Genomic DNA, 20217 nt, shown 5'->3' with positions numbered 1-20217 from the left:
ATCACTCTTCGCTGGTGTGTACTTTGCGGTGCAGGATCGCCTGGAACTCGTCGGCGAACGTGTAGTAGCGCCCGATCAGCACTTCACTGCGCGCGGCAAAACGGTTGTAGGCGATAACAGCCGGGATCGCGGCGAACAGGCCGATCGCAGTGGCGATCAGGGCTTCGGCAATGCCCGGGGCCACGGTGGCCAGGGTGGCTTGCTGGGCGCTGGCCAGGCCACGGAAGGAGTTCATGATGCCCCATACGGTACCGAACAGACCGATGTACGGGCTGGTGGAACCGACGGTGGCCAGGAACGGCAGGCTCTGCTCGAGCTTTTCTTCCTCGCGGGAGATGGCCACGCGCATGGCACGCCCTACCCCTTCCATGACCGCGTCCGGGTCGACACCTGGTTGCTGGCGCAGGCGCGAGAATTCCTTGAAGCCGGCACGGAAGACCTGCTCGACACCCGAGTCCGGGTCAGGGTTGCTGCCCGCCTGGCGGTACAACTTGGACAGGTCGATGCCCGACCAGAAGCGCTCTTCGAAAGCGTCCAGTGCACGACGACCGGCGCGCAGCATGGTGCTGCGCTGGAAGATCATGATCCAAGAGGTCACCGAGGCTGCCACGAGGGTCAGCATTACCAGCTGAACCACGACACTGGCATTGGCGACCAGGCTCCACATGGAGGTATGGTCGACGACGTTTGCTTCCACGCTTATTCTCCTGCGTTCGATTGAGTACCCGTGCCGTCCGCCAGGAAGGCGTCGCGCAGTTCTGGGGGAATGGCCCGGGGTTTGAAAGTGTCGGCGCGCACGGCGGCCACCAGGAACTGCCCCTCGCAGAGCAGCACTTCATCCTTTGCTCGCCACACCTGCTGCACGAAGCGCAGGCTGGCACGATTCAATTCAAGTACTTGCGCGGTTACCCGCAGCTCGTCGTCCAGGCGGGCCGGCGCGTGATAGCGCGCCTCGCTGGAATGGACCACGAACAACAAATTGTCCTGCGCCAGCTGGGCCTGGGAGAACCCCAGGTGACGCAGCCGCTCGGTGCGCGCGCGCTCCATGAATTTGAGGTAGTTGACGTAATACACCACGCCACCGGCGTCGGTATCCTCGTAATAGACGCGACAGCGGTGTGCGAACGGTTCCAGCCCATTTTGCGCGCGCATACTCTAGTGCTTACTCCTGTGCTTGCCAATCCGCTGCGGCAACTGTTTTTGCATCGATAATGTCGTATTGCCAGCGAGCCCAGGGCATGCCAGCGGTAGGACCACGAAAATGCCGATTCGATCTGTCATTCGTCGTCTTGCGCTGCATATTCCCCACCCTCGCAGAAACGCCCGGGAATGTTCAGGCCGAAATGCAGGTAGGCGTGCCGGGTGACCACACGGCCCCGCGGGGTACGCATGATATAGCCCTGCTGGATGAGATAGGGCTCGAGCACGTCCTCGATGGTGTGGCGCTCCTCGCCGATCGCCGCGGCAATATTGTCGAGCCCCACCGGACCACCGTCGAACTTCTCGATCATGGTCAGCAGCAAACGCCGGTCGGAGTGATCGAAGCCACGCTCGTCGACATCCAGCAGGTTCAGCGCCATCTCCGCGACCGCCTTGGTGATCTCGCCCTTGCCGCGCACTTCGGCAAAGTCGCGCACCCGCCGCAGCAGGCGATTGGCGATCCGCGGCGTGCCGCGGGCCCGGCGAGCGATCTCGAACGCGCCCTTGTCGTCCATGGGCAAGCCGAGGATGCCGGCCGAACGGCTGACAATGGTCGCCAGGTCCCTGTCGCTGTAGAACTCCAGGCGCTGGACGATACCGAAGCGATCACGCAGCGGGTTGGTCAGCATGCCGGCGCGCGTGGTGGCGCCGACCAGGGTGAACGGCGGCAGGTCGAGCTTGATCGAGCGCGCGGCCGGGCCCTCGCCGATCATGATGTCCAGCTGGAAATCTTCCATCGCCGGATAGAGCACTTCCTCGACCACCGGCGACAAGCGGTGGATCTCGTCGATGAACAGCACGTCGTGCGGCTCGAGATTGGTCAGCATCGCCGCCAGGTCGCCAGGGCGCTCGAGAATCGGGCCAGAGGTGCTCTTCACCGACACACCCATCTCGTGGGCGATGATGTTGGCCAACGTGGTCTTGCCCAGGCCCGGCGGACCGAAGATCAGGGTGTGATCAAGCGACTCACTGCGCCCACGCGCGGCCTGGATGAACAGCGACATCTGCTCGCGCACCACCGGCTGGCCGATGTATTCGTCCAGGCTCAGCGGGCGGATCGCACGGTCCTGGACCTCTTCGCGGTCGCGTCCGGAGGCGGCGATCAGGCGGTCGGTCTCGATCACTTGGTAATCATCCCTTTGAGGCTGCGACGGATCAGCTCCTCACTGCTGAGGTTGGCCTTGCCCTCGATGGCGGCAATCGCCTTGCTGGCCTCCTGCGGCTTGTAGCCCAGCGACACCAGGGCGCTGACCGCGTCGACCTCGGCATTGGAGGCACTGGCCACCGGCATCGGGCCGTCGGACACCAGGGTGAACATGGCCGGCGAGGTTTCCCAGGCCTTGAAGCGATCCTTGAGCTCGACCAGCAGGCGCTCGGCGGTCTTCTTGCCAACACCGGGCACGCGCACCAACGCCGAGGCATCCTGGGCCTGGACGCAGCGCACCAGTTCATCGGCCTCGAGCCCCGACATCAGCGCAAGCGCCAGTTTCGGGCCAACGCCGTTGAGGCGGATCAGCTCGCGGAACAGCTCGCGTTCGCGCTTTTCGAAGAAGCCGTACAGCAGATGGGCGTCTTCACGCACCACCAGATGGGTGTGCAGGGTGACGGTCTCGCCCAGCTTGGGCAGGCGGTACAGCGTGGTCATCGGCACTTCGAGCTCGTAGCCCAGGCCGTTGATGTCGACAATCAGGTGCGGCGGCTGTTTTTCCGCCAGGGTGCCACGCAAACGTCCAATCACGTTCCGATCCTTCCTCTGGGGTGCCGGTCGAAAACCGGTCCACCCTATCAGCAAATGCGCCGGGAAAGTGCTTCACCCGGACAAAATGTGTATCACCGCATGAAGCGGTTACAGACGCAAGCGTCCGCCACGACGCCGAGCCGTCGCCAACCCGTGGGGGATGAGGCTGGAGCGGGTATGGGCATGGCACAGGGCGATGGCCAGGGCGTCGGAGGCATCGATCTGCGGTTTCTGGGTCAGCTTGAGCAAGTGCATGACCATCATCATCACCTGCTCCTTGTTGGCGCCGCCGGTGCCGGCCACGGCCTGCTTGACCTGGCTGGCGGTGTATTCGGCGATCTCAAGGCCCGCCTCGGCGGCGGCGACGATGGCTGCCCCCCGGGCCTGGCCAAGCTTGAGCGCCGAATCGGCGTTGCGCGCCATGAACACCCGCTCGATGCCCATGGTCACCGGCTCATATTGGCGGATGATTTCGCTGACACCGCGAAAGACGATCTGCAGACGCTCGTGCAGCTCACCGCCGCCAGTGCGTATACAGCCCGACGCCACATACTCGCAGCCACGGGCAGTCTGGCGGACCACGCCAAAACCGGTGATGCGCGAGCCGGGGTCGATACCAAGAATGAGAGTCATAGCGCCTACAAAGGTGTGCGAATTTGCCGGCCTTATCGCGGGACAAGCCCGCTCCCACAAAGGCTACGCCGCAATCTGGCGCAGGCCTTGTGGAAGCGGGCTTGCCCCGCGCTACAGCCGATAGCCGAAACGATCAGCCCAGCGTTTCCATGATCTCATCGGAGATCTGTGCGTTGGAGTAGACGTTCTGCACGTCATCCAGGTCCTCAAGCATGTCGATCAGCTTGAGCACCTTCTCCGCACCGTCCTGGTCCAGCTCGGCGCTGGTGGTCGGCTGCATCACGATCTCGGCGTCCGACGCCTTGAAACCGGCCTCTTCCAGGGCGTTGCGCACAGCATAGAAGCTGTTGAACGAGGTGAACACGTCAAAGGAGCCGTCGTCGTTGACCACCACGTCGTCGGCATCGGCCTCCATCGCGGCTTCCATCAGTGCATCCTCGTCCACATTCAGCTCAGCGGCGAAGCTGATCTGCCCCTTGCGCTCGAACAGATAGGCCACCGAACCGTCGGTACCGAGGTTGCCGCCGCACTTGGTGAAGGCATGCCGCACGGCCGCAGCGGTACGGTTACGGTTGTCGGTCATGGCTTCGACCATGATCGCCACGCCGCCCGGGCCGTAACCCTCGTAGCTGAGCTCTTCGACGTTGTCGCTTTCGTTGGTGCCGGCACCACGGGCCACGGCGCGGTCGATGATGTCGCGGCTCATGTTGGCACCCAGGGCCTTGTCCAGCGCCAGGCGCAGACGCGGGTTGGACGCCGGATCACCACCACCTTGCTTGGCAGCGACGGTCAGTTCGCGAATCCACTTGGTGAAGATCTTGCCTCTCTTGGCATCCTGGCGTTCTTTGCGGTGCTTGATGTTCGCCCACTTGGAATGACCGGCCATAACGACTCCAAATCCTTGAAACAGAAACAGGTTCCGCCCCGAAGGGCGGAACGCATGAATACGTGGGCGCAACACGTGCGCCCGTAGTCGAGGTTACTCGACCTTGGTCTGCTCGCGCAGACGGATGTGCAGCTCGCGCAGGGCCTTGGCGTCGACCATGCCCGGGGCCTGGGTCATGACGCACGCGGCGCTCTGGGTTTTCGGGAAGGCGATCACTTCACGGATCGACTGCGCGCCGGTCATCAGCATGACCAGGCGGTCCAGGCCGAAGGCCAGGCCACCGTGAGGCGGTGCGCCGAACTTCAGGGCGTCGAGCAGGAAGCCGAACTTCTCTTCCTGTTCCGCCGCCTCGATACCCAGCAGGCGGAATACCGCCTGTTGCATTTCCTTGCGGTGGATACGGATCGAACCGCCACCCAGCTCGGTACCGTTGAGCACCATGTCGTAGGCACGCGACAGCGCGGTGGCCGGATTGGCCTCCAGCTCCTCGGGGGTGCACTTCGGCGCGGTGAACGGGTGGTGCAGCGCGGTGAAGCTGCCGTCTTCGTTCTCTTCGAACATCGGGAAGTCGACGACCCACATCGGTGCCCACTGGCAGGTCAGCAGCTCGAAGTCATGACCCAGGCGGATACGCAGCGCGCCCAGGGCTTCGCTGACGATCTTGGCCTTGTCGGCGCCGAAGAACACGATGTCGCCATCGACCGCGCCAACGCGGTCGAGGATGGTGTTGAGGTTGGCCTCGGGGATGTTCTTGACGATCGGCGACTGCAGACCCTCGACACCCTTGGCGCGCTCGTTGACCTTGATGTAGGCCAGGCCCTTGGCACCGTAGATGCCGACGAACTTGGTGTACTCGTCGATCTTGCTGCGCGGCATGCTGGCGCCGCCCGGCAGGCGCAGCGCGGTGACGCGGCACTTCGGATCGTTGGCGGGGCCGGCGAAGACCTTGAAGTCGACATCCTTGAGCTGGTCGGCAACGTCGATCAGCTCCAGCGGGATACGCAGGTCCGGCTTGTCGGAGCCATAGCGGCGCATGGCCTCTTCGTAGGTCATGTGCGGGAAGTCACCGAACTCCAGGTCCAGGACTTCCTTGAACAGCTTGCGGATCATGCTCTCGGTGAGGCCCATGATCTCGGACTCGTCGAGGAAGCTGGTCTCGATGTCGATCTGGGTGAATTCCGGCTGGCGGTCGGCACGCAGGTCTTCGTCGCGGAAGCACTTGGCGATCTGGTAGTAGCGGTCGAAGCCAGCGACCATCAGCAACTGCTTGAACAGCTGTGGCGACTGCGGCAAGGCAAAGAAGCTGCCAGCGTGGGTACGGCTCGGTACCAGGTAGTCACGGGCGCCTTCCGGCGTGGCACGGGTGAGAATCGGCGTCTCGACGTCGAGGAAACCGTTCTCGTCGAGGAAGCGACGGATGCTGCTGGTGATGCGCGAACGCAGGCGCAGCTTGTCGGCCATCTCCGGGCGACGCAGGTCGATGAAGCGGTAGCGCAGGCGAGTTTCTTCGCCCACGTCGGAGTATTCGTTCAGCGGGAACGGCGGCGTTTCGGCCTCGTTGAGCACGGTCAGCTGGTAACCGAGGATCTCGATGGCGCCGGAGGCCATGTTGGCGTTCACTGCGCCATCCGGGCGCTTGCGTACCTTGCCGGTGATCTGCACGACGTATTCGCTGCGCACACGGTCGGCGGCGGCGAAGGTTTCGGCGCGATCAGGATCGAACACCACCTGGGCCATGCCTTCGCGGTCACGGATGTCGAGGAAAATCACCCCGCCGTGGTCGCGGCGACGATGGACCCAGCCGCAAAGGGTGACTTCCTGGCCGTCCAGGGACTCGTTCAGTTGGCCGCAATAATGGCTGCGCATCATGGTCGTGGTTTCGCTTCTCGTGATTCGTATGTTCGGTGGAGGTCTTGGCCGCCCAAGGGGCTAATACTGCAAGACCTGGTCGGTGCAATTCAACTCAGTCGGCCTTGTCGCCGCCTGCCAGATTCTTTTTCGCCCCGGTCTTGAAGTCGGTCTCGTACCAGCCGTTGCCGCTCAGGCGGAAGCCGGGGACCGACAGCTGCTTCTTCAATGCCGGCGCCTGGCATGCCGGGCAATCGGTCAGCGGCGCGGCACTGATCTTCTGCAACACCTCCATGCGGTGTTCGCAGGATGCACATTGATAGTCGTAAAGGGGCATGGCGTCTCTCGTCAACCACATCGCACGCTGCCCAAGGCAGCAAAAAGCGGGATTATATATGGTTAAGGAGTGCTGTGCAGCCCGGCGATCAGTGTACGTCCCGCGCTTCCTGCAACCAGGTGACGCAGATCACCCGGACCAGCCCGCTGAAATTCCTCACCCCGCCATGGCGCAGGTGCACCTCGCGGTCCACATAGGACAGCACCGCGCTCACCGAGCAGCGGTTGGCCTGGGCGATACGCTCCAGGATGCGCCAATAGACTACCTCCAGACGCAGGCAGGTGGCGAAACCGTTGAGCCGTACCGAGCGTGATACAGGCCCCGCCTGCGCCATGTCGAAGTCCCGCCTGAACGGATCGATCCGCGGGCTGCCCGCGCCCTGCCTGTGCCTCGTATTGCCGTCGATACCCCGCATCAGACTGTCCACCGCACCGCTCCATCATCTCGAAACCACACCCCGCCCGCCCTGCGAACGGATCCATGTGTTTCATGAAGCGCCACCCGGTCATGCCGATAGCAGCGGCAAAGCCTTCCCCACAAACGTGCAGGCCCGACACCGGGGAAGGCATCGGGCCTGGCTTGGCTGGATCAAACGACGGTCAAGCGGCAATCAGTTCCCGTCGAGCAAGACGCGCAGCATCCATGCTGTTTTTTCGTGCACCTGCATGCGTTGGGTCAGCAAGTCGGCAGTCGGCTCGTCGCTGACCTTGTCCACCACCGGGAAGATGCTGCGAGCGGTGCGCACAACGGCTTCCTGCCCCTGAACCAGCTGGCGAATCATCTCTTCGGCAGGCGGCACGCCCTCCTCTTCCTTGATCGAAGAGTGGCGGGCATAAAAGGCATAGGAACCCGGCGCCGGGAAGCCCAGGGCACGGATGCGCTCGGCAATCGAGTCGACCGCCAGGGCCAGTTCGTTGTATTGCTCCTCGAACATAAGGTGCAGGGTGCGGAACGACGGACCGGTGACGTTCCAATGGAAGTTATGGGTTTTCAGATACAGCACATAGGTATCCGACAACAGGCGGGACAACCCATCGACGATGGACTTGCGATCTTCTTCACTGATACCGATATCGATTGCCATGAAGCTCCCCTTTCCATAAGGCTTGATCATCAAGCGGGCAGCAACCACTCTAACAAGAGTTGCCCGCCGGCGCATGCGGCACAAGGCTGCATGGACAGCCGTCGGCGCCAATCGGTTTGAGAAGCCCCCGTCTTTGCTGTTAAATAGGCAGTGTGCCACCCGTGCGGATTGTCAGTGCCGGGTGCATAGGCTGGCCCGTCACGTTTTCGCGCCTACAGTTCACGCGCACCGTGCGACCAGCTCATCCTGTGATCGGCCTTATCAACGTGAGCCAAACCCAATGTTCAAGATCGTCCATCTGGTGACGGGCGTGGCGGCTTTGCTGCTATCGCTCATACCCACCTTGAAAACTGACGCAACACCCTTCCTGCAGCAACCCGAGGCTGTCTACCTGGCGCTGCTCGGCCTGCTCAACCTGGTGATTGCCCCCGTACTGCCGCAGTACTACAAAGGCATGCGCCAACAACTGCAACACGCCACCAGTATCCTGCTGGTCGTGGCCGTGGTCCTGCAGACTCTCACCCTGCTGGCCCGCCCGGAGCTTGGCAACCTGCCAGCACTGGCCTGCGCCTTCCTCGCCAGCGTGCTGCACCTGGTGGCCGGTTTCGTTCGCGGCACGCGAAAGGCCCGCACCAGCCAGGGCAATCCCACGGAGGCCGGCCAGCGCGATACCGGTACCGTGAAGTGGTTCAACACCTCCAAGGGCTTCGGATTCATCTCCCGCGACTCCGGTGACGATATCTTCGTGCACTTTCGCGCCATCCGCGGCGAAGGCCACCGGGTGCTGGTCGAAGGCCAGCGCGTGGAGTTCTCGGTGATGCACCGCGACAAAGGCCTGCAGGCCGAAGACGTGGTCGCCGTCGCGCGCCGCTGAACCTGTACCGCCGCCGTGCTCAATAGTGAGGCGGCGGCGCTTCCTCTTCCCCGCCGCCCTGCTGGCCGGCCACCTCTTCGTAGCGTTTGATCAGCTCCGCCATCTGCAATTGCAGGCGTTCGATCACTCGACTCTGCTCGACAATCACATCATTTAGCGCTTGCAAGCTGTCATCCTGAAACGCCTGGCGGGTCTCCAGCTCGATCATGCGCATTTCCAGTTCCTGCGACATCCTCAAGCCTCCTTGAAGCTCTCACCCAGCAGCGCACGTACTTGCTGGCGAATACCGTCGAGCTGCTCCTGGGTGTAGCCGATGGCCGCCACCTTGCCCCAGACCGGGGCGGGCCAGGCGGCATCACCACGGTGGCGCACGATCACATGCATGTGCAGCTGGCTGACCACATTGCCCAAGGCCGCGACGTTCATCTTGTCGGCGGCAAAGGCATCCTTCAACGCCTCGGCCAGGGCGCTCGTCTCGACCCACAACTGCTGCTGGTCCGCTTCCTCGAGCTCGAACACTTCAGTGATATCGGCGCGGCGCGGCACCAGGATGAACCACGGGTAGTTGGCATCCTTGCTCAGCAGCAGGCGGCACAGCGGCAGGTCGCCCAATACCAGGGAATCCTCCTGCAGACGCGAATCGAGGGTGAACACGGCAAACCTCCTTACTAGCGATACAGCCCTTCCAACCGGCCGGGCACAGGGGCGCAAGGATACTCTGCTTCGGCATTCGCCACACCCGCCGACGTCGATTCGAGCCATTTGTAGCACGCGAATGACAACATCGGCGCCCCGCTTCGGTAACACAGCGCTACTTTTCGCACCAAAATGATGCCGCTCGTCAGACCTCCACCACACATCCGTCACATAAAACAGCCAGGATAAACAATCGCCGGTAACACCTTGACTTGGAAGGCAGCTTCACGCGCATACGCCAGAGATCACCGTGAACAGCCGCCAAGCCGGTCGCACCCCGTGTTTTCGGAGGTTTTCCGGCTACAGGCAGGGCTTTTGTGAAAATTTCATCAAAGGTTCGTGATTTTGAGCATGCTTGTTGCATTCGTTACTCGCCAAGTCGGCACGCTCCCTGCACTGCAGGGTGAATGCGACAAATAACAACAGCGGCATCGGATAACCAGGGAGTTTCACAAGCCGTACTTTGTATTTATACAAAAATGACGGTTTCGAGACAGCGCTGGCGTTGTACGCCTTTATATGACAGGCGTGATTTGCGACATGGAGACAACTGACAGCGACATGGCCATAAAGTTACCGAAAGGTTGTTTCTGCCCATATCGCCAAGAATAGTCCGCGTGATATACATTTTCGCCGACATAACAAGAAAGAGCCGGCCCTATAACTAAAACACTTGGGTGCGGCGGTACTCTTCCTAAAAACCAAAGGAGCAAATCACGATGCGCGTGATGAAGTGGAGCATGATCGCCCTGGCCGTAGCGGCAGGGACTTCGCAGATGGCTGTCGCCTCTTCGCAGGATGAGTCGAAAGGTTTCGTCGAAGACAGCAAGCTGAACGTCAAGATGCGTAACCTGTACTTCAGCCGTGACTATCGCAACACCGAGTCGGCCGGCAACAAACTCGCCGGCCTGCGCCACGACCAGCGCGAATGGGGTCAAGGCTTCATCGGCACCTTCGAGTCGGGCTTCACCCAAGGCACCGTGGGTGTAGGCGTCGACGCCATCGGCCTGCTGGGCATCAAGCTTGACAGTGGCCGCGGCTACTCGGGCACCGGCCTGTTCCCTACCGGGTCCGACCAGCGCTCCCAGGATGACTATTCCAAGGGTGGCGCCGCCGTTAAATTCCGTATTTCCGACACCGTCCTGAAGGTCGGCGACCAATTTACCGCCCTGCCAGTGTTCGCCACCGATGACAGCCGCCTGCTGCCCGAAACCGCGCAAGGCGCATTGCTCACCAGCAATGAAATCAAAGGCCTGACCCTGCATGCCGGCCGTTTCAAGAGCATGAGAGCCCAAGCGGAAACCGACCGCGACAGTATCAGTGACGGTCTGGGTCGCCGCGGCTTGAAGGAAGCAGACGTCTTCGGTGGCTCCTACTCCTTTACCGACAGCCTGTCGACCAGCCTCTATTACTCCAAGGTCGAAGACTACTGGCGCAAGTACTACGCCAATGTCAACTGGGCCTTGCCGATCTCGGACAAGCAAGGCCTGGTGTTCGACTTCAACATCTATGACACCAAAGGCGAAGGCGACAACCTATACCGCGCCACCGCCGACGGCGACAAACTCGACAACCGCGCCTACAGCTTCTCCGGTGCGTACAATATCGGCGCCCACACCTTTACCCTGGCTTACCAGAAAGTCACCGGTGATGGCGAATATGCCTATGGCATCGACGGTGGCGGCAGTATCTTCCTGGCCAACTCGGTAGCCCGTTCGGACTTCAACGCCGAAGGCGAAAAATCCTGGCAGGTTCGCTACGACCTGAACTTCGCAGAATTCGGCGTACCAGGCCTGACCTTCATGACCCGCTACGTCCGCGGCACCGGCGCCCACACTGCCGACACCAACGACGGCAAGGAATGGGAACGCGACGTGGACATCAAGTACGTCCTGCAGGAAGGCCCGGCCAAGGATCTGAGCTTCCGTGTCCGCCAGGCCACCTATCGTTCCTCCGACGCGGTCTACTCCAACTCGCTGGACGAACTGCGCCTGATCGTCGAGTACCCGCTGAGCATCCTGTAAACCCAGGTTTGCGATGCCCAAAGATGAAGAAGCCCGGCGATCGCCGGGCTTTTTCTTGGCTGACAGAACCGCGCCAGTGCTGCATTCTGTACGCTTTCGTTTCGCCCCCGTACAATGCGGGGTCATTTCACATTCAGGCAATCGACACGGCTCACCATGCGCACCAGTCAATATTTGCTCGCCACCCAGAAAGAAACCCCGGCCGATGCAGTGGTCATCAGCCACCAGCTCATGCTGCGCGCCGGCATGATCCGCAAGCTGGCCTCCGGCCTGTACACCTGGCTGCCGATGGGCCTGCGGGTAATGCGCAAGGTCGAAGCCGTGGTACGCGAGGAAATGACCGCCGCCGGCGCCCTCGAGGTGCTGATGCCGAGCATCCAGCCGGCTGAATTGTGGCAGGAATCCGGCCGCTGGGAGCAGTACGGCCCCGAGCTGCTGCGCCTGAAAGACCGCCACCAGCGCGAATTCTGCGTCGGCCCGACCCACGAAGAGGTCATCACCGACCTGGCGCGCAACGAGCTGTCCAGCTACAAGCAGCTGCCGCTGAACATGTTCCAGATCCAGACCAAGTTCCGCGACGAGATCCGTCCGCGCTTCGGCCTGATGCGCGGCCGCGAGTTCATCATGAAGGACGCCTACTCCTTCCATGCCGACCAGGCTTCCCTGCAGGAAACCTACGACCGCATGCACCTGGCGTACTCCAACATCTTCACCCGCCTGGGCCTGGACTTCCGTCCAGTGCAGGCCGACACCGGCTCGATCGGTGGCAGCTACTCCCACGAATTCCACGTGCTCGCCTCCTCCGGCGAAGACGACGTGATCTTCAGCGACAGCTCCGATTACGCCGCCAACATCGAGAAGGCCGAAGCCATTCCGCGCGAAACCGTGCGTCCGGCGCCGACAGAAGAGCTGCGCCTGGTCGATACCCCGGACGCCAAGACCATCGCGCAACTGGTGGAAAACTTCGGCCTGGCGATCGAGAAGACCGTCAAGACCCTGATCGTGCATGGTGCCGAGGAAGGCAAGCTGGTCGCGCTGATCGTGCGCGGCGACCACGAGCTCAACGAAATCAAGGCCACCAAGCTGGAGCAAGTCGCCGACCCGCTGGTGATGGCCACCGACGCCGAACTGCGTGCCGCCATCGGTGCCGGCGCAGGTTCCCTCGGCCCGCTGAACCTGCCGCTGGAGTGCATCATCGACCGCTCGGTCGCCCTGATGAGCGACTTCGGCATCGGTGCCAACATCGACGACAAGCACTACTTCGGCGTGAACTGGGAACGCGACCTGCCGGTTCCACAGGTCGCCGACCTGCGCAACGTGGTCGAGGGCGACCCGAGCCCGGACGGCCAGGGTACCCTGGTCATCAAGCGCGGCATCGAAGTCGGCCACATCTTCCAGCTCGGCACCAAGTACAGCGAAGCGCTCAAGTGCCAGGTGCTGGGTGAGAACGGCAAGCCTGTAGTCCTGTCGATGGGCTGCTACGGTATCGGCGTGTCCCGCGTGGTCGCCGCCGCCATCGAGCAGAACCACGACGACAAGGGCATCATCTGGAACGACGCCCTGGCCCCGTTCCAGATCGCCCTGGTGCCGCTGCGCTACGAAACCGATGTGGTCCGTGAAGCCACCGACAAGCTGTACGCCGAACTGACCGCCGCCGGTTTCGAAGTCCTGCTGGACGACCGCGACAAGAAGACCAGCCCCGGCATCAAGTTCGCCGACATGGAACTGATCGGCATCCCCCACCGCATCGTCGTCAGCGACCGCGGCCTGGCCGATGGCAACCTGGAATACAAGCACCGCACCGAGTCGGAGGCCCAGGCACTGCCGCTCAATGAAGTGCTGACCTTCCTGCAGGCCCGCATCCGCCGCTGATAACCCGTTACGCGAGTGATCATGTCCAAGCGAAGTACCTACACCCTGGGGGGCGCCGCACTGTGCGGCGCCCTGTTCCTCGGCGGCTGCGCCAACCAGATGTCCCAGCGCAGCGACCATGAGGAGCGCGTCGAGCGCAAACTGCTCGAGCACAGTCTGCAGATCGATGTCGGCGAGCCGAAGGTGATGGAGCTTCCGCAGCGACGCGTGCGCATTCATGAGCTCAAGCGTTTCGAGGTCACCGAGTTCGAAGTGACCCGCCGCTACGACCGCTACACCCCCTACCAACCCTGGCGGGAGGTCTACGAGATCCCGCTGGGCGCGGTGGCCGTGGTGGCAGGCATCGGCGCCAATGTGGCCAATGTGTTCGCCTTGGGCAACCTGCCGGACAGCATCACCCACGACTGGCTGAGCTATGGCGTGGCGGGCGTCAACCCGTTCATGAACGTACCGTCCAACGGCCGTGCCCAGCAGAACCTGGCGGGCATCGACGAGGTCGAGAAGGGCAAGCGCGAAGAGTTCATCAGCCTGCCGTGGAACGAGCGTCTGGTCGAGGTCAAGGCTGGCAAGATGACCCACGAGCTGACCACCGACAAGCATGGCGTACTGCGCCTGAACCTGCTCGACAGCCCGTTCTCCGAGCAGAACCTCAACCATATCGGCACCCTGCACCTGCAGGTGGTGGATGAGGAAAACCAGGTACGAGGCGATGCCAGCCTGCTGGTCAGCGGCAATTTGCGCGGCAAGTTGCTCGAGGCCCACGAGCTGATTTTCGATGACCTCGAGGACGACGATGTCGGCCAGTGGGTACACCGGGTCAAGCGCCTGTCGGAACTGGGCCTGGAAGAAGAAGCCAGCGAACTGGAACAGAGCCTGATCGAACTCACGCGCAACGATCCGGAGCTGCAGCAGGAATTTCTGCAGGCACTGACCAAGGCCACCGGGCGACTAGTTGCCGATCCGGGCGAGCAGTAAAACCAAAAGGAGGGGCCATCTGTGGCCCCTTCTTCTTTATATGTCCCGAAACAACTCCAACTGCTCATGCGCCCCGCGCAGATCCCGCAACCTCACCCCCACCCCCAGCAACCGCACCGGCTTGCCACCCCGGGCAAACGCCTGGCTGAGCAACTGCCGGTAACTCTCCAGGTCTCGCCCCGCCCCCGCCTGCTCCAGCGTGGTCTGGCTGAAGTCATGGAACTTGACCTTGACGAAAGGCTTGTCGGGCCGATAGCTGCTATCCATGCGCGCAATCCGCTCATTCAGACTGGCGAGCAGGTTAGGCAGCTTCTCCAGGCAACTGCTCAGGTCGGGCAAATCATGATCGTAGGTGTTCTCGACGCTGACCGACTGCCGCCGACTGTCGTTATGCACCGCACGCTCGTCGATCCCCCGCGCCAGCCCCCACAAGCGCTCGCCGAAGCTGCCGAACTCGCGCACCAATGCCAACCGCGGCCAATCACGCAGCGACAGGCATGTGTCGATTCCCAACCGCGAGAGCTTATCCGCAGTCACCTTGCCAACCCCATGCAAGCGCGCCACCGGTAGCTGCGCAACGAATTCCTCCACCTGATCCGGGGTAATGACGAACAAACCATTGGGCTTGCGCCAATCGCTGGCGATCTTGGCCAGGAACTTGTTCGGCGCCACACCTGCGGACACCGTGATATGCAGTTGCTGGGCGACCCGTCGGCGAATGTCCTCGGCAATCCGCGTGGCGCTGCCGGCAAACCATTGGCTGTCACTGACATCCAGGTAAGCCTCGTCCAGCGACAGCGGTTCGATCAGCTCGGTGTAGTCGCGAAAGATCGCGTGAATCTCCCGGGACGCCTCACGGTAAGCCTCGAAACGCGGCTTGACGATTTCCAGGTCGGGGCACAGCTTCATCGCATGCCCCGATGCCATAGCCGACCGCACGCCGTAGGCACGCGCCTCGTAGTTACAGGTAGCGATCACGCCACGCTGACCTGGCTGCCCACCCACGGCCATGGGGCGACCGACCAGGCGTGGGTCATCGCGCATCTCGATGGCGGCGTAGAAGCAGTCACAATCAATGTGGATGATCTTGCGTAAGGACATGGATGACAGCCACTACTGTAAATTCATACAGATATTACCGTATGGCCAACGGACGAGACAGCCTGGACCGGACAATCGGCCTGCAAGCCCCGTCGCCACTGAGCTGCGGCGCGATCTGGCACGCTAAGGGTTTGAACGAAAAAGGATTTTCTTGAGGAAATGCTTGACAGCCAAAGGAAAATCCGTAGAATTCGATCTCACAGGCGCGGGATGGAGCAGCCTGGTAGCTCGTCGGGCTCATAACCCGAAGGTCGTCGGTTCAAATCCGGCTCCCGCAACCAGATTCAAGAAAAGGCCACTGTTTACGCAGTGGTCTTTTTTATTGCCTCTATATTTCCAACGAAAGAAAAACCTACGAAAAATCAAGCAGTAACGCTTGACAGCGGTTGGGAAATCCGTAGAATTCGATTCCACAGGCGCGGGATGGAGCAGCCTGGTAGCTCGTCGGGCTCATAACCCGAAGGTCGTCGGTTCAAATCCGGCTCCCGCAACCAGATTCAAGAAAAGGCCACTGTTCACGCAGTGGCCTTTTTTATTGGCCGCTGTTTTTCCAATCGCAACCAATGTCATATCAAGCCTTGACAAGCCATGGCAAATGCGTAGAATGCGCCCCTCTGACGCGGGATGGAGCAGCCTGGTAGCTCGTCGGGCTCATAACCCGAAGGTCGTCGGTTCAAATCCGGCTCCCGCAACCATATTCGTCAGAACAAACCCCGCCTGTCGCAAGACAGTGCGGGGTTTGTTGCATTCAGCCCCTACCCTTTCGACTCCTCCTCGCCAAGCCCTGGTTCCAGCCCTTGCAGACGGCTGAATGAACTATCTTTAACTATCCTGAAACAGATTAAGCCGCCGGCGCGGAGTAATATTCGGATACGTTTTTCCAAAGGGACTTTCACTTGGCCGCACCTTGCCTTTACCTCGCGCGCTGCGCACGAGGCACTCCATGACCGCCCCCACTCCCGAGCCCCAGGCACCGTTGACCACGGCCTTGCCGGCGGCGGCGCAGCGCCTGCCCTGGCTGGAACGCCTGAGCAAGTACCGTCAGCCGCTGGGATTGGCGTTGACATTGCTGCTGTTCGCCATGGGCCTGATTGCCTGCCGCCATCTGTTGAGCGAACTGGATATCTACGCCCTGCATGATGCGATGCTCAGCGTGCCGACCCAGTCGCTGCTCGGCGCGCTGCTGGCCACGTTGGCCGGCTTCGTGATCCTGCTGGGTTACGAATGGTCGGCCAGCCGCTACGCCGCCGTGCAACTGCCACCCCGCACCCTGGTGCTCGGGGGCTTCAGTGCCTTCGCCATTGGCAATGCAATAGGCCTGTCGATGCTGTCGGGCGGCTCGGTGCGTTATCGCCTCTATGCCCGCCAAGGCCTGGGCGCCGCGGAAGTCGCGCGCATGACAGTGTTCGCCAGCCTCTCGCTGGGCTGCGCGCTGCCGCCGTTGGCCGCACTGGCCACCCTGAGCGACCTGCCGGCAGCGGCAACGGCGCTGCGTTTGCCTGCACCGCTGCTGGGCGGCATCGCCGTCGCCGTGCTGGGCGCGGCGGTAGCCCTGGTCGTGGGCCTGTACCGCCGTCGCCTGCCTGATCAGCCGTTGGCCGACAACCTGCTGGTGCAGTTCGGGCGCCGCACCCTGCGCCTGCCAGGCGCACGCCTGACTGCGTTGCAACTGCTGATCACCGCCCTGGATGTCGCCGCTGCGGCCACCGTGCTTTATTTGCTGCTGCCCGAAGCCCCGCCCTTTGGCGCGTTCGTGCTGGTCTACCTGCTCGCCCTCGCCGCCGGGGTGCTCAGCCATGTGCCGGGTGGCGTCGGGGTATTCGAGGCGATCCTGCTGGCCGCGTTCGCCAACCAGCTGGGCGCGGCACCACTGGCGGCCGCCCTGCTGCTGTACCGGCTGATCTACGTGGTGCTGCCGTTGCTGGTGGCCTGCGTACTGCTGCTGGCCAACGAAGCCCGCCGGCTGATGGTCACCCAGCAGGCGATCCGCGCAGCCTCGGGCCTGGCCGCGCCGGTGCTGGCGATCCTGGTGTTCCTTTCCGGCGTGGTGCTGCTGTTCTCCGGCGCCACCCCGGAGATCGACAGCCGCCTGGAACACATGGGCTTCCTGATCCCACACCGCCTGATCGATGCCTCGCACTTCGGCGCCAGCCTGATCGGCGTGCTCTGCCTGCTGCTCGCCCAGGGCCTGCGCCGGCGCCTGTCGGCCGCCTGGCTGCTGACCACCGTGCTGCTGCTGGTGGGCGCGGTACTGTCGTTGCTCAAGGGCTTCGACTGGGAAGAAGCCAGCCTGATGTGCTTTACCGCTGCCCTGCTCGCCCTGTTCCGCCGCTCGTTCTACCGCCCCAGCCGCCTGCTGGAGCTGCCGTTCTCGCCGGTGTACCTGGTGGCCAGCGCCTGCGTGGTCGGCGCCTCGGTATGGCTGCTGCTGTTCGCCTACCAGGACGTGCCTTACACCCATAAGTTGTGGTGGCAGTTCACCCTTGATGCCGATGCGCCTCGGGGCTTGCGCGCCGCGCTGGGCAGCGCCGTGCTGCTGGTGATCGTCGCCCTGACCTGGCTTCTGCGCACCGCCCGGCCAGTGATCCATCTGCCCAGCGAAGACGAACTGCAGCGCGCCAACCGCATCCTGCTCGCCTCCGACCAGCCCGATGGCGGCCTGGCCCTGACCGGTGACAAGGCGCTGCTGTTCCACCCCAACGACAACGCCTTCCTGATGTATGCCCGTCGCGGCCGCAGCCTGGTAGCCCTGTACGACCCGATTGGCCCGGCGCAGGAACGCGCCGAAATGATCTGGCAGTTCCGCGACCTGTGCGACTTGCACCATGCGCGCCCGGTGTTCTACCAGGTGCGGGCGGAGAACCTGCCGTTCTACATGGACATCGGCCTGACCGCGATCAAGCTCGGCGAGGAAGCGCGGGTCGACCTGCGCCGCTTCGATATCGACGCCAAGGGCAAGGAGATGAAGGACCTGCGCTACACCTGGAACCGCGGCGGCCGCGACGGCCTGGCCCTGGAAATCCATGAGCCTGGCCACGCCCCGCTGGAGGCACTCAAGGAGATCTCCGACGCCTGGCTCAGCGGCAAGAACGTGCGCGAAAAAGGCTTCTCCCTCGGCCGCTTCAGCCCCGAGTACCTGCAGCATTTCCGCATCGCGCTGATCCGCTTCCAGGGCCGCCCGGTGGCCTTCGCCAACCTGCTGGAGACCCACAGCAACGAGCTGGCCAGCCTTGACCTGATGCGCGCGCATCCAGAAGCACCGAAGCTGACCATGGAGTTCATGATGGTCGGTCTGATCCTGCACTACAAAAGCCACGACTACGGCCGCTTCAGCCTGGGCATGGTCCCCCTTTCCGGCTTGCAGCCGCGGCGTGGCGCCCCCTTGACCCAGCGCCTGGGCTCGATGGTGTTCCAGCGCGGTGAACAGCTCTACAACTTCCAGGGCCTGCGGCGCTTCAAGGACAAGTTCCAGCCGGACTGGGAACCCCGCTACATGGCCGTGCCGGCCGGGCTCGACCCGCTGGTTGCACTGGCTGACACCGCCGCCCTGATCGCTGGCGGCCTGACTGGATTGGTGAAACGTTGATGATCCGACGCTATTGGCTGTACGTACTGATTCCCCTGTTGCTCACCGTGCTGGCCGGCGGTGCGGCCTTCTGGCTGTGGACCCGCCCGGCCCCCGAGGCACGCCTGGAGCACCTCACGCTGGACGACGGCAGCGCCCTGACCCGCGCCACGCCCGGCGTGCATGCCAAGGCCCGAGTGGCCATCGGCGTGCCACAGGACCAAGCCCTGACCGACAAGCAACTGCTCGACCTGAGCCAGGCCGGCGAGGCGCAACTGGTGCAGGTGATCCTGCCACCGGCTGACTGCGCCAAGCAGCAGGTCGTGATGGACCAGGCCCTGACTCGACTGGCCGACAAACCGACCCTGGTTGCCGGTATCGGCCCGGGCGCTGCCCAGGCCTGGCGCTGGCTGGCCGCACAAAGCGACGACAAGGCGCGAGCCATCTCGGTGGATTTCACCGTCGAGCAGCCCGGCTGCCAGGCCGCCCTGCCCAAGTCCGCCGCCCACGGTCACTGGAACGTGGCCTGGAACGACAACCCGGATGACGCCAGTGCCGCCTTCGTGCGCGACCAGGCCAACGCCGAAACCAGCATCGCCGACTACGACATTCACCTGCCCCAGGTACTCAAGGCGCAATTGACCCAGGCCCTGGTCGGCCACGATGGCAACGCCCTGGCCATCCCGGTGGTGGAAGTCCCGGCCGGGCAGACCACCGACACCGTCACCCTGTTCCTTTCCGGCGACGGCGGCTGGCGCGACCTGGACCGCGATGTGGCCGGCGAGATGGCCAAGCTTGGCTACCCGGTGGTCGGCATCGACACCCTGCGCTACTACTGGCAGCACAAGACCCCGGAGCAGAGCGCCGCCGACCTCTCCGAGCTGATGCAGCACTACCGCCAGAAATGGGGCACCAAGCGCTTCGTGCTGACCGGTTACTCGTTCGGCGCCGACGTGCTGCCGGCTATCTATAACCGCCTGTCGCCAGACGACCAGAAGCGCATCGATGCGGTGATCCTGCTGGCGTTCGCCCGCAGCGGCAGTTTCGAGATCGAGGTGGAGGGCTGGCTCGGCAAGGAAGGCCAGGAAGCCCCGACCGGGCCGGAGATGGCCAGGTTGCCGGCGGCGAAGGTGGTGTGCATCTATGGCGTGGAAGAGACCGACGAAAGCGGCTGCACCGACAAGACCGCCGTGGGTGAGCGCATGAAGCTGCCCGGCGGCCACCACTTCGACGAAAACTACCCGGCGCTGGCCAAGCGCCTGATCGGTGAGATCGAGACCCGCCAGGGAAAGGCCAACGTCGCTGAGAAATGATAGGGAAAGGGGCCGCTTTGCGGCCCATCGCGGGGCAAGCCCGCTCCCATAAGGATCACACAAGCCTTGCG

General features: G+C 63.0%; 19 protein-coding genes and 3 tRNA genes. 9 read left to right on the top strand and 13 right to left on the bottom strand.

Features of this window, described 5'->3' with window-relative positions:
- Position 1: 1 nt before the first annotated feature.
- From tolQ to DFS21_RS02715, 10 genes are all read right to left on the bottom strand, one after another.
- Complete coding sequence (gene tolQ / locus DFS21_RS02760; RefSeq protein WP_023628695.1) at positions 2-697, bottom strand: protein TolQ; 696 nt, start codon at positions 695-697, stop codon at positions 2-4.
- Positions 698-699: 2 nt separating this feature from the next.
- Positions 700-1152 carry a tol-pal system-associated acyl-CoA thioesterase gene (gene ybgC / locus DFS21_RS02755; protein WP_023628696.1) on the bottom strand — a complete coding sequence of 151 codons (453 nt, stop codon included), beginning with the start codon at positions 1150-1152 and terminating at the stop codon, positions 700-702.
- Between the two features lie 125 nt (positions 1153-1277).
- Positions 1278-2324, bottom strand: a complete 1047-nt coding sequence (ruvB, locus tag DFS21_RS02750; protein WP_110697863.1) for a Holliday junction branch migration DNA helicase RuvB — start codon at positions 2322-2324, stop codon at positions 1278-1280.
- On the bottom strand, positions 2321-2938 hold the full coding sequence (gene ruvA / locus DFS21_RS02745; RefSeq protein WP_111531771.1) for a Holliday junction branch migration protein RuvA: 618 nt from the start codon (positions 2936-2938) through the stop codon (positions 2321-2323). Before ruvA ends, ruvB begins: the two co-directional genes overlap by 4 nt.
- A 108-nt stretch (positions 2939-3046) precedes the next feature.
- The gene (gene ruvC / locus DFS21_RS02740; RefSeq protein ID WP_111531770.1) at positions 3047-3571 is read right to left on the bottom strand and encodes a crossover junction endodeoxyribonuclease RuvC; all 525 of its coding nucleotides are present in this window, start codon (positions 3569-3571) and stop codon (positions 3047-3049) included.
- A gap of 133 nt (positions 3572-3704) precedes the next feature.
- Positions 3705-4457 (bottom strand): YebC/PmpR family DNA-binding transcriptional regulator, encoded by a 753-nt coding sequence (locus DFS21_RS02735; protein WP_023628700.1) that lies wholly within the window; start codon positions 4455-4457, stop codon positions 3705-3707.
- A 93-nt stretch (positions 4458-4550) separates the two neighbouring features.
- Positions 4551-6326, bottom strand: coding sequence for an aspartate--tRNA ligase (gene aspS, locus DFS21_RS02730; protein ID WP_046856765.1), 1776 nt, complete (start codon positions 6324-6326; stop codon positions 4551-4553).
- Between the two features lie 94 nt (positions 6327-6420).
- Complete coding sequence (locus tag DFS21_RS02725; protein WP_046856766.1) at positions 6421-6642, bottom strand: FmdB family zinc ribbon protein; 222 nt, start codon at positions 6640-6642, stop codon at positions 6421-6423.
- An 88-nt stretch (positions 6643-6730) separates the two neighbouring features.
- On the bottom strand, positions 6731-7057 hold the full coding sequence (locus DFS21_RS02720; protein ID WP_110698200.1) for a ribbon-helix-helix domain-containing protein: 327 nt from the start codon (positions 7055-7057) through the stop codon (positions 6731-6733).
- A 195-nt stretch (positions 7058-7252) separates the two neighbouring features.
- Positions 7253-7726: a Dps family protein gene (locus DFS21_RS02715; RefSeq protein ID WP_028690591.1), complete on the bottom strand. Its 474-nt coding sequence runs from the start codon at positions 7724-7726 to the stop codon at positions 7253-7255.
- Between the two features lie 280 nt (positions 7727-8006).
- Here DFS21_RS02715 and DFS21_RS27090 point away from each other — a divergent pair, with 280 nt between their 5' ends.
- Entirely contained in the window at positions 8007-8600 is a 594-nt protein-coding gene (locus tag DFS21_RS27090; protein WP_110697856.1) for a cold shock domain-containing protein, read from the top strand.
- A 19-nt stretch (positions 8601-8619) separates the two neighbouring features.
- On the opposite strand, the gene DFS21_RS02705 is transcribed toward DFS21_RS27090, so the two are convergent.
- Together DFS21_RS02705 and DFS21_RS02700 are read right to left on the bottom strand one after the other, a co-directional pair.
- Positions 8620-8832 carry a SlyX family protein gene (locus DFS21_RS02705; RefSeq protein ID WP_250888398.1) on the bottom strand — a complete coding sequence of 71 codons (213 nt, stop codon included), beginning with the start codon at positions 8830-8832 and terminating at the stop codon, positions 8620-8622.
- 2 nt (positions 8833-8834) lie between these two features.
- Positions 8835-9254 carry an HIT domain-containing protein gene (locus tag DFS21_RS02700; RefSeq protein ID WP_110697854.1) on the bottom strand — a complete coding sequence of 140 codons (420 nt, stop codon included), beginning with the start codon at positions 9252-9254 and terminating at the stop codon, positions 8835-8837.
- Between the two features lie 761 nt (positions 9255-10015).
- Here DFS21_RS02700 and DFS21_RS02695 point away from each other — a divergent pair.
- From DFS21_RS02695 to DFS21_RS02685, 3 genes are all read left to right on the top strand, one after another.
- On the top strand, positions 10016-11320 hold the full coding sequence (locus DFS21_RS02695) for an OprD family porin (RefSeq protein WP_110697852.1): 1305 nt from the start codon (positions 10016-10018) through the stop codon (positions 11318-11320).
- A 156-nt stretch (positions 11321-11476) separates the two neighbouring features.
- On the top strand, positions 11477-13192 hold the full coding sequence (locus DFS21_RS02690; protein ID WP_046856771.1) for a proline--tRNA ligase: 1716 nt from the start codon (positions 11477-11479) through the stop codon (positions 13190-13192).
- Positions 13193-13213: 21 nt separating this feature from the next.
- Positions 13214-14167, top strand: a complete 954-nt coding sequence (locus tag DFS21_RS02685) for a hypothetical protein (protein WP_110697848.1) — start codon at positions 13214-13216, stop codon at positions 14165-14167.
- 36 nt (positions 14168-14203) lie between these two features.
- Here DFS21_RS02685 and dinB read toward each other — a convergent pair whose 3' ends face one another.
- Entirely contained in the window at positions 14204-15268 is a 1065-nt protein-coding gene (gene dinB / locus DFS21_RS02680) for a DNA polymerase IV (RefSeq protein ID WP_110697846.1), read from the bottom strand.
- Between the two features lie 204 nt (positions 15269-15472).
- Here dinB and DFS21_RS02675 point away from each other — a divergent pair.
- From DFS21_RS02675 to DFS21_RS02655, 5 genes are all read left to right on the top strand, one after another.
- A tRNA-Met gene (locus DFS21_RS02675) sits at positions 15473-15549 on the top strand.
- Positions 15550-15685: 136 nt separating this feature from the next.
- Positions 15686-15762, top strand: a tRNA-Met gene (locus tag DFS21_RS02670).
- A gap of 124 nt (positions 15763-15886) precedes the next feature.
- Positions 15887-15963 (top strand) — tRNA-Met (locus DFS21_RS02665).
- Positions 15964-16211: 248 nt separating this feature from the next.
- The gene (gene mprF / locus DFS21_RS02660; RefSeq protein ID WP_110697844.1) at positions 16212-18854 is read left to right on the top strand and encodes a bifunctional lysylphosphatidylglycerol flippase/synthetase MprF; all 2643 of its coding nucleotides are present in this window, start codon (positions 16212-16214) and stop codon (positions 18852-18854) included.
- Positions 18854-20146: a virulence factor family protein gene (locus DFS21_RS02655; protein ID WP_110697842.1), complete on the top strand. Its 1293-nt coding sequence runs from the start codon at positions 18854-18856 to the stop codon at positions 20144-20146. The genes mprF and DFS21_RS02655 overlap by 1 nt, the downstream gene beginning before the upstream one ends.
- The last annotated feature ends 71 nt before the right edge of the window (positions 20147-20217 follow it).

Origin of the sequence: Pseudomonas sp. 2848 (assembly GCF_003253945.1) — a bacterium.
Taxonomy (GTDB): Bacteria; Pseudomonadota; Gammaproteobacteria; order Pseudomonadales; family Pseudomonadaceae; genus Aquipseudomonas.
The sequence above is the reverse complement of the archived record's forward strand: the minus strand, read 5'-3'. Positions and strand labels throughout refer to the sequence as shown.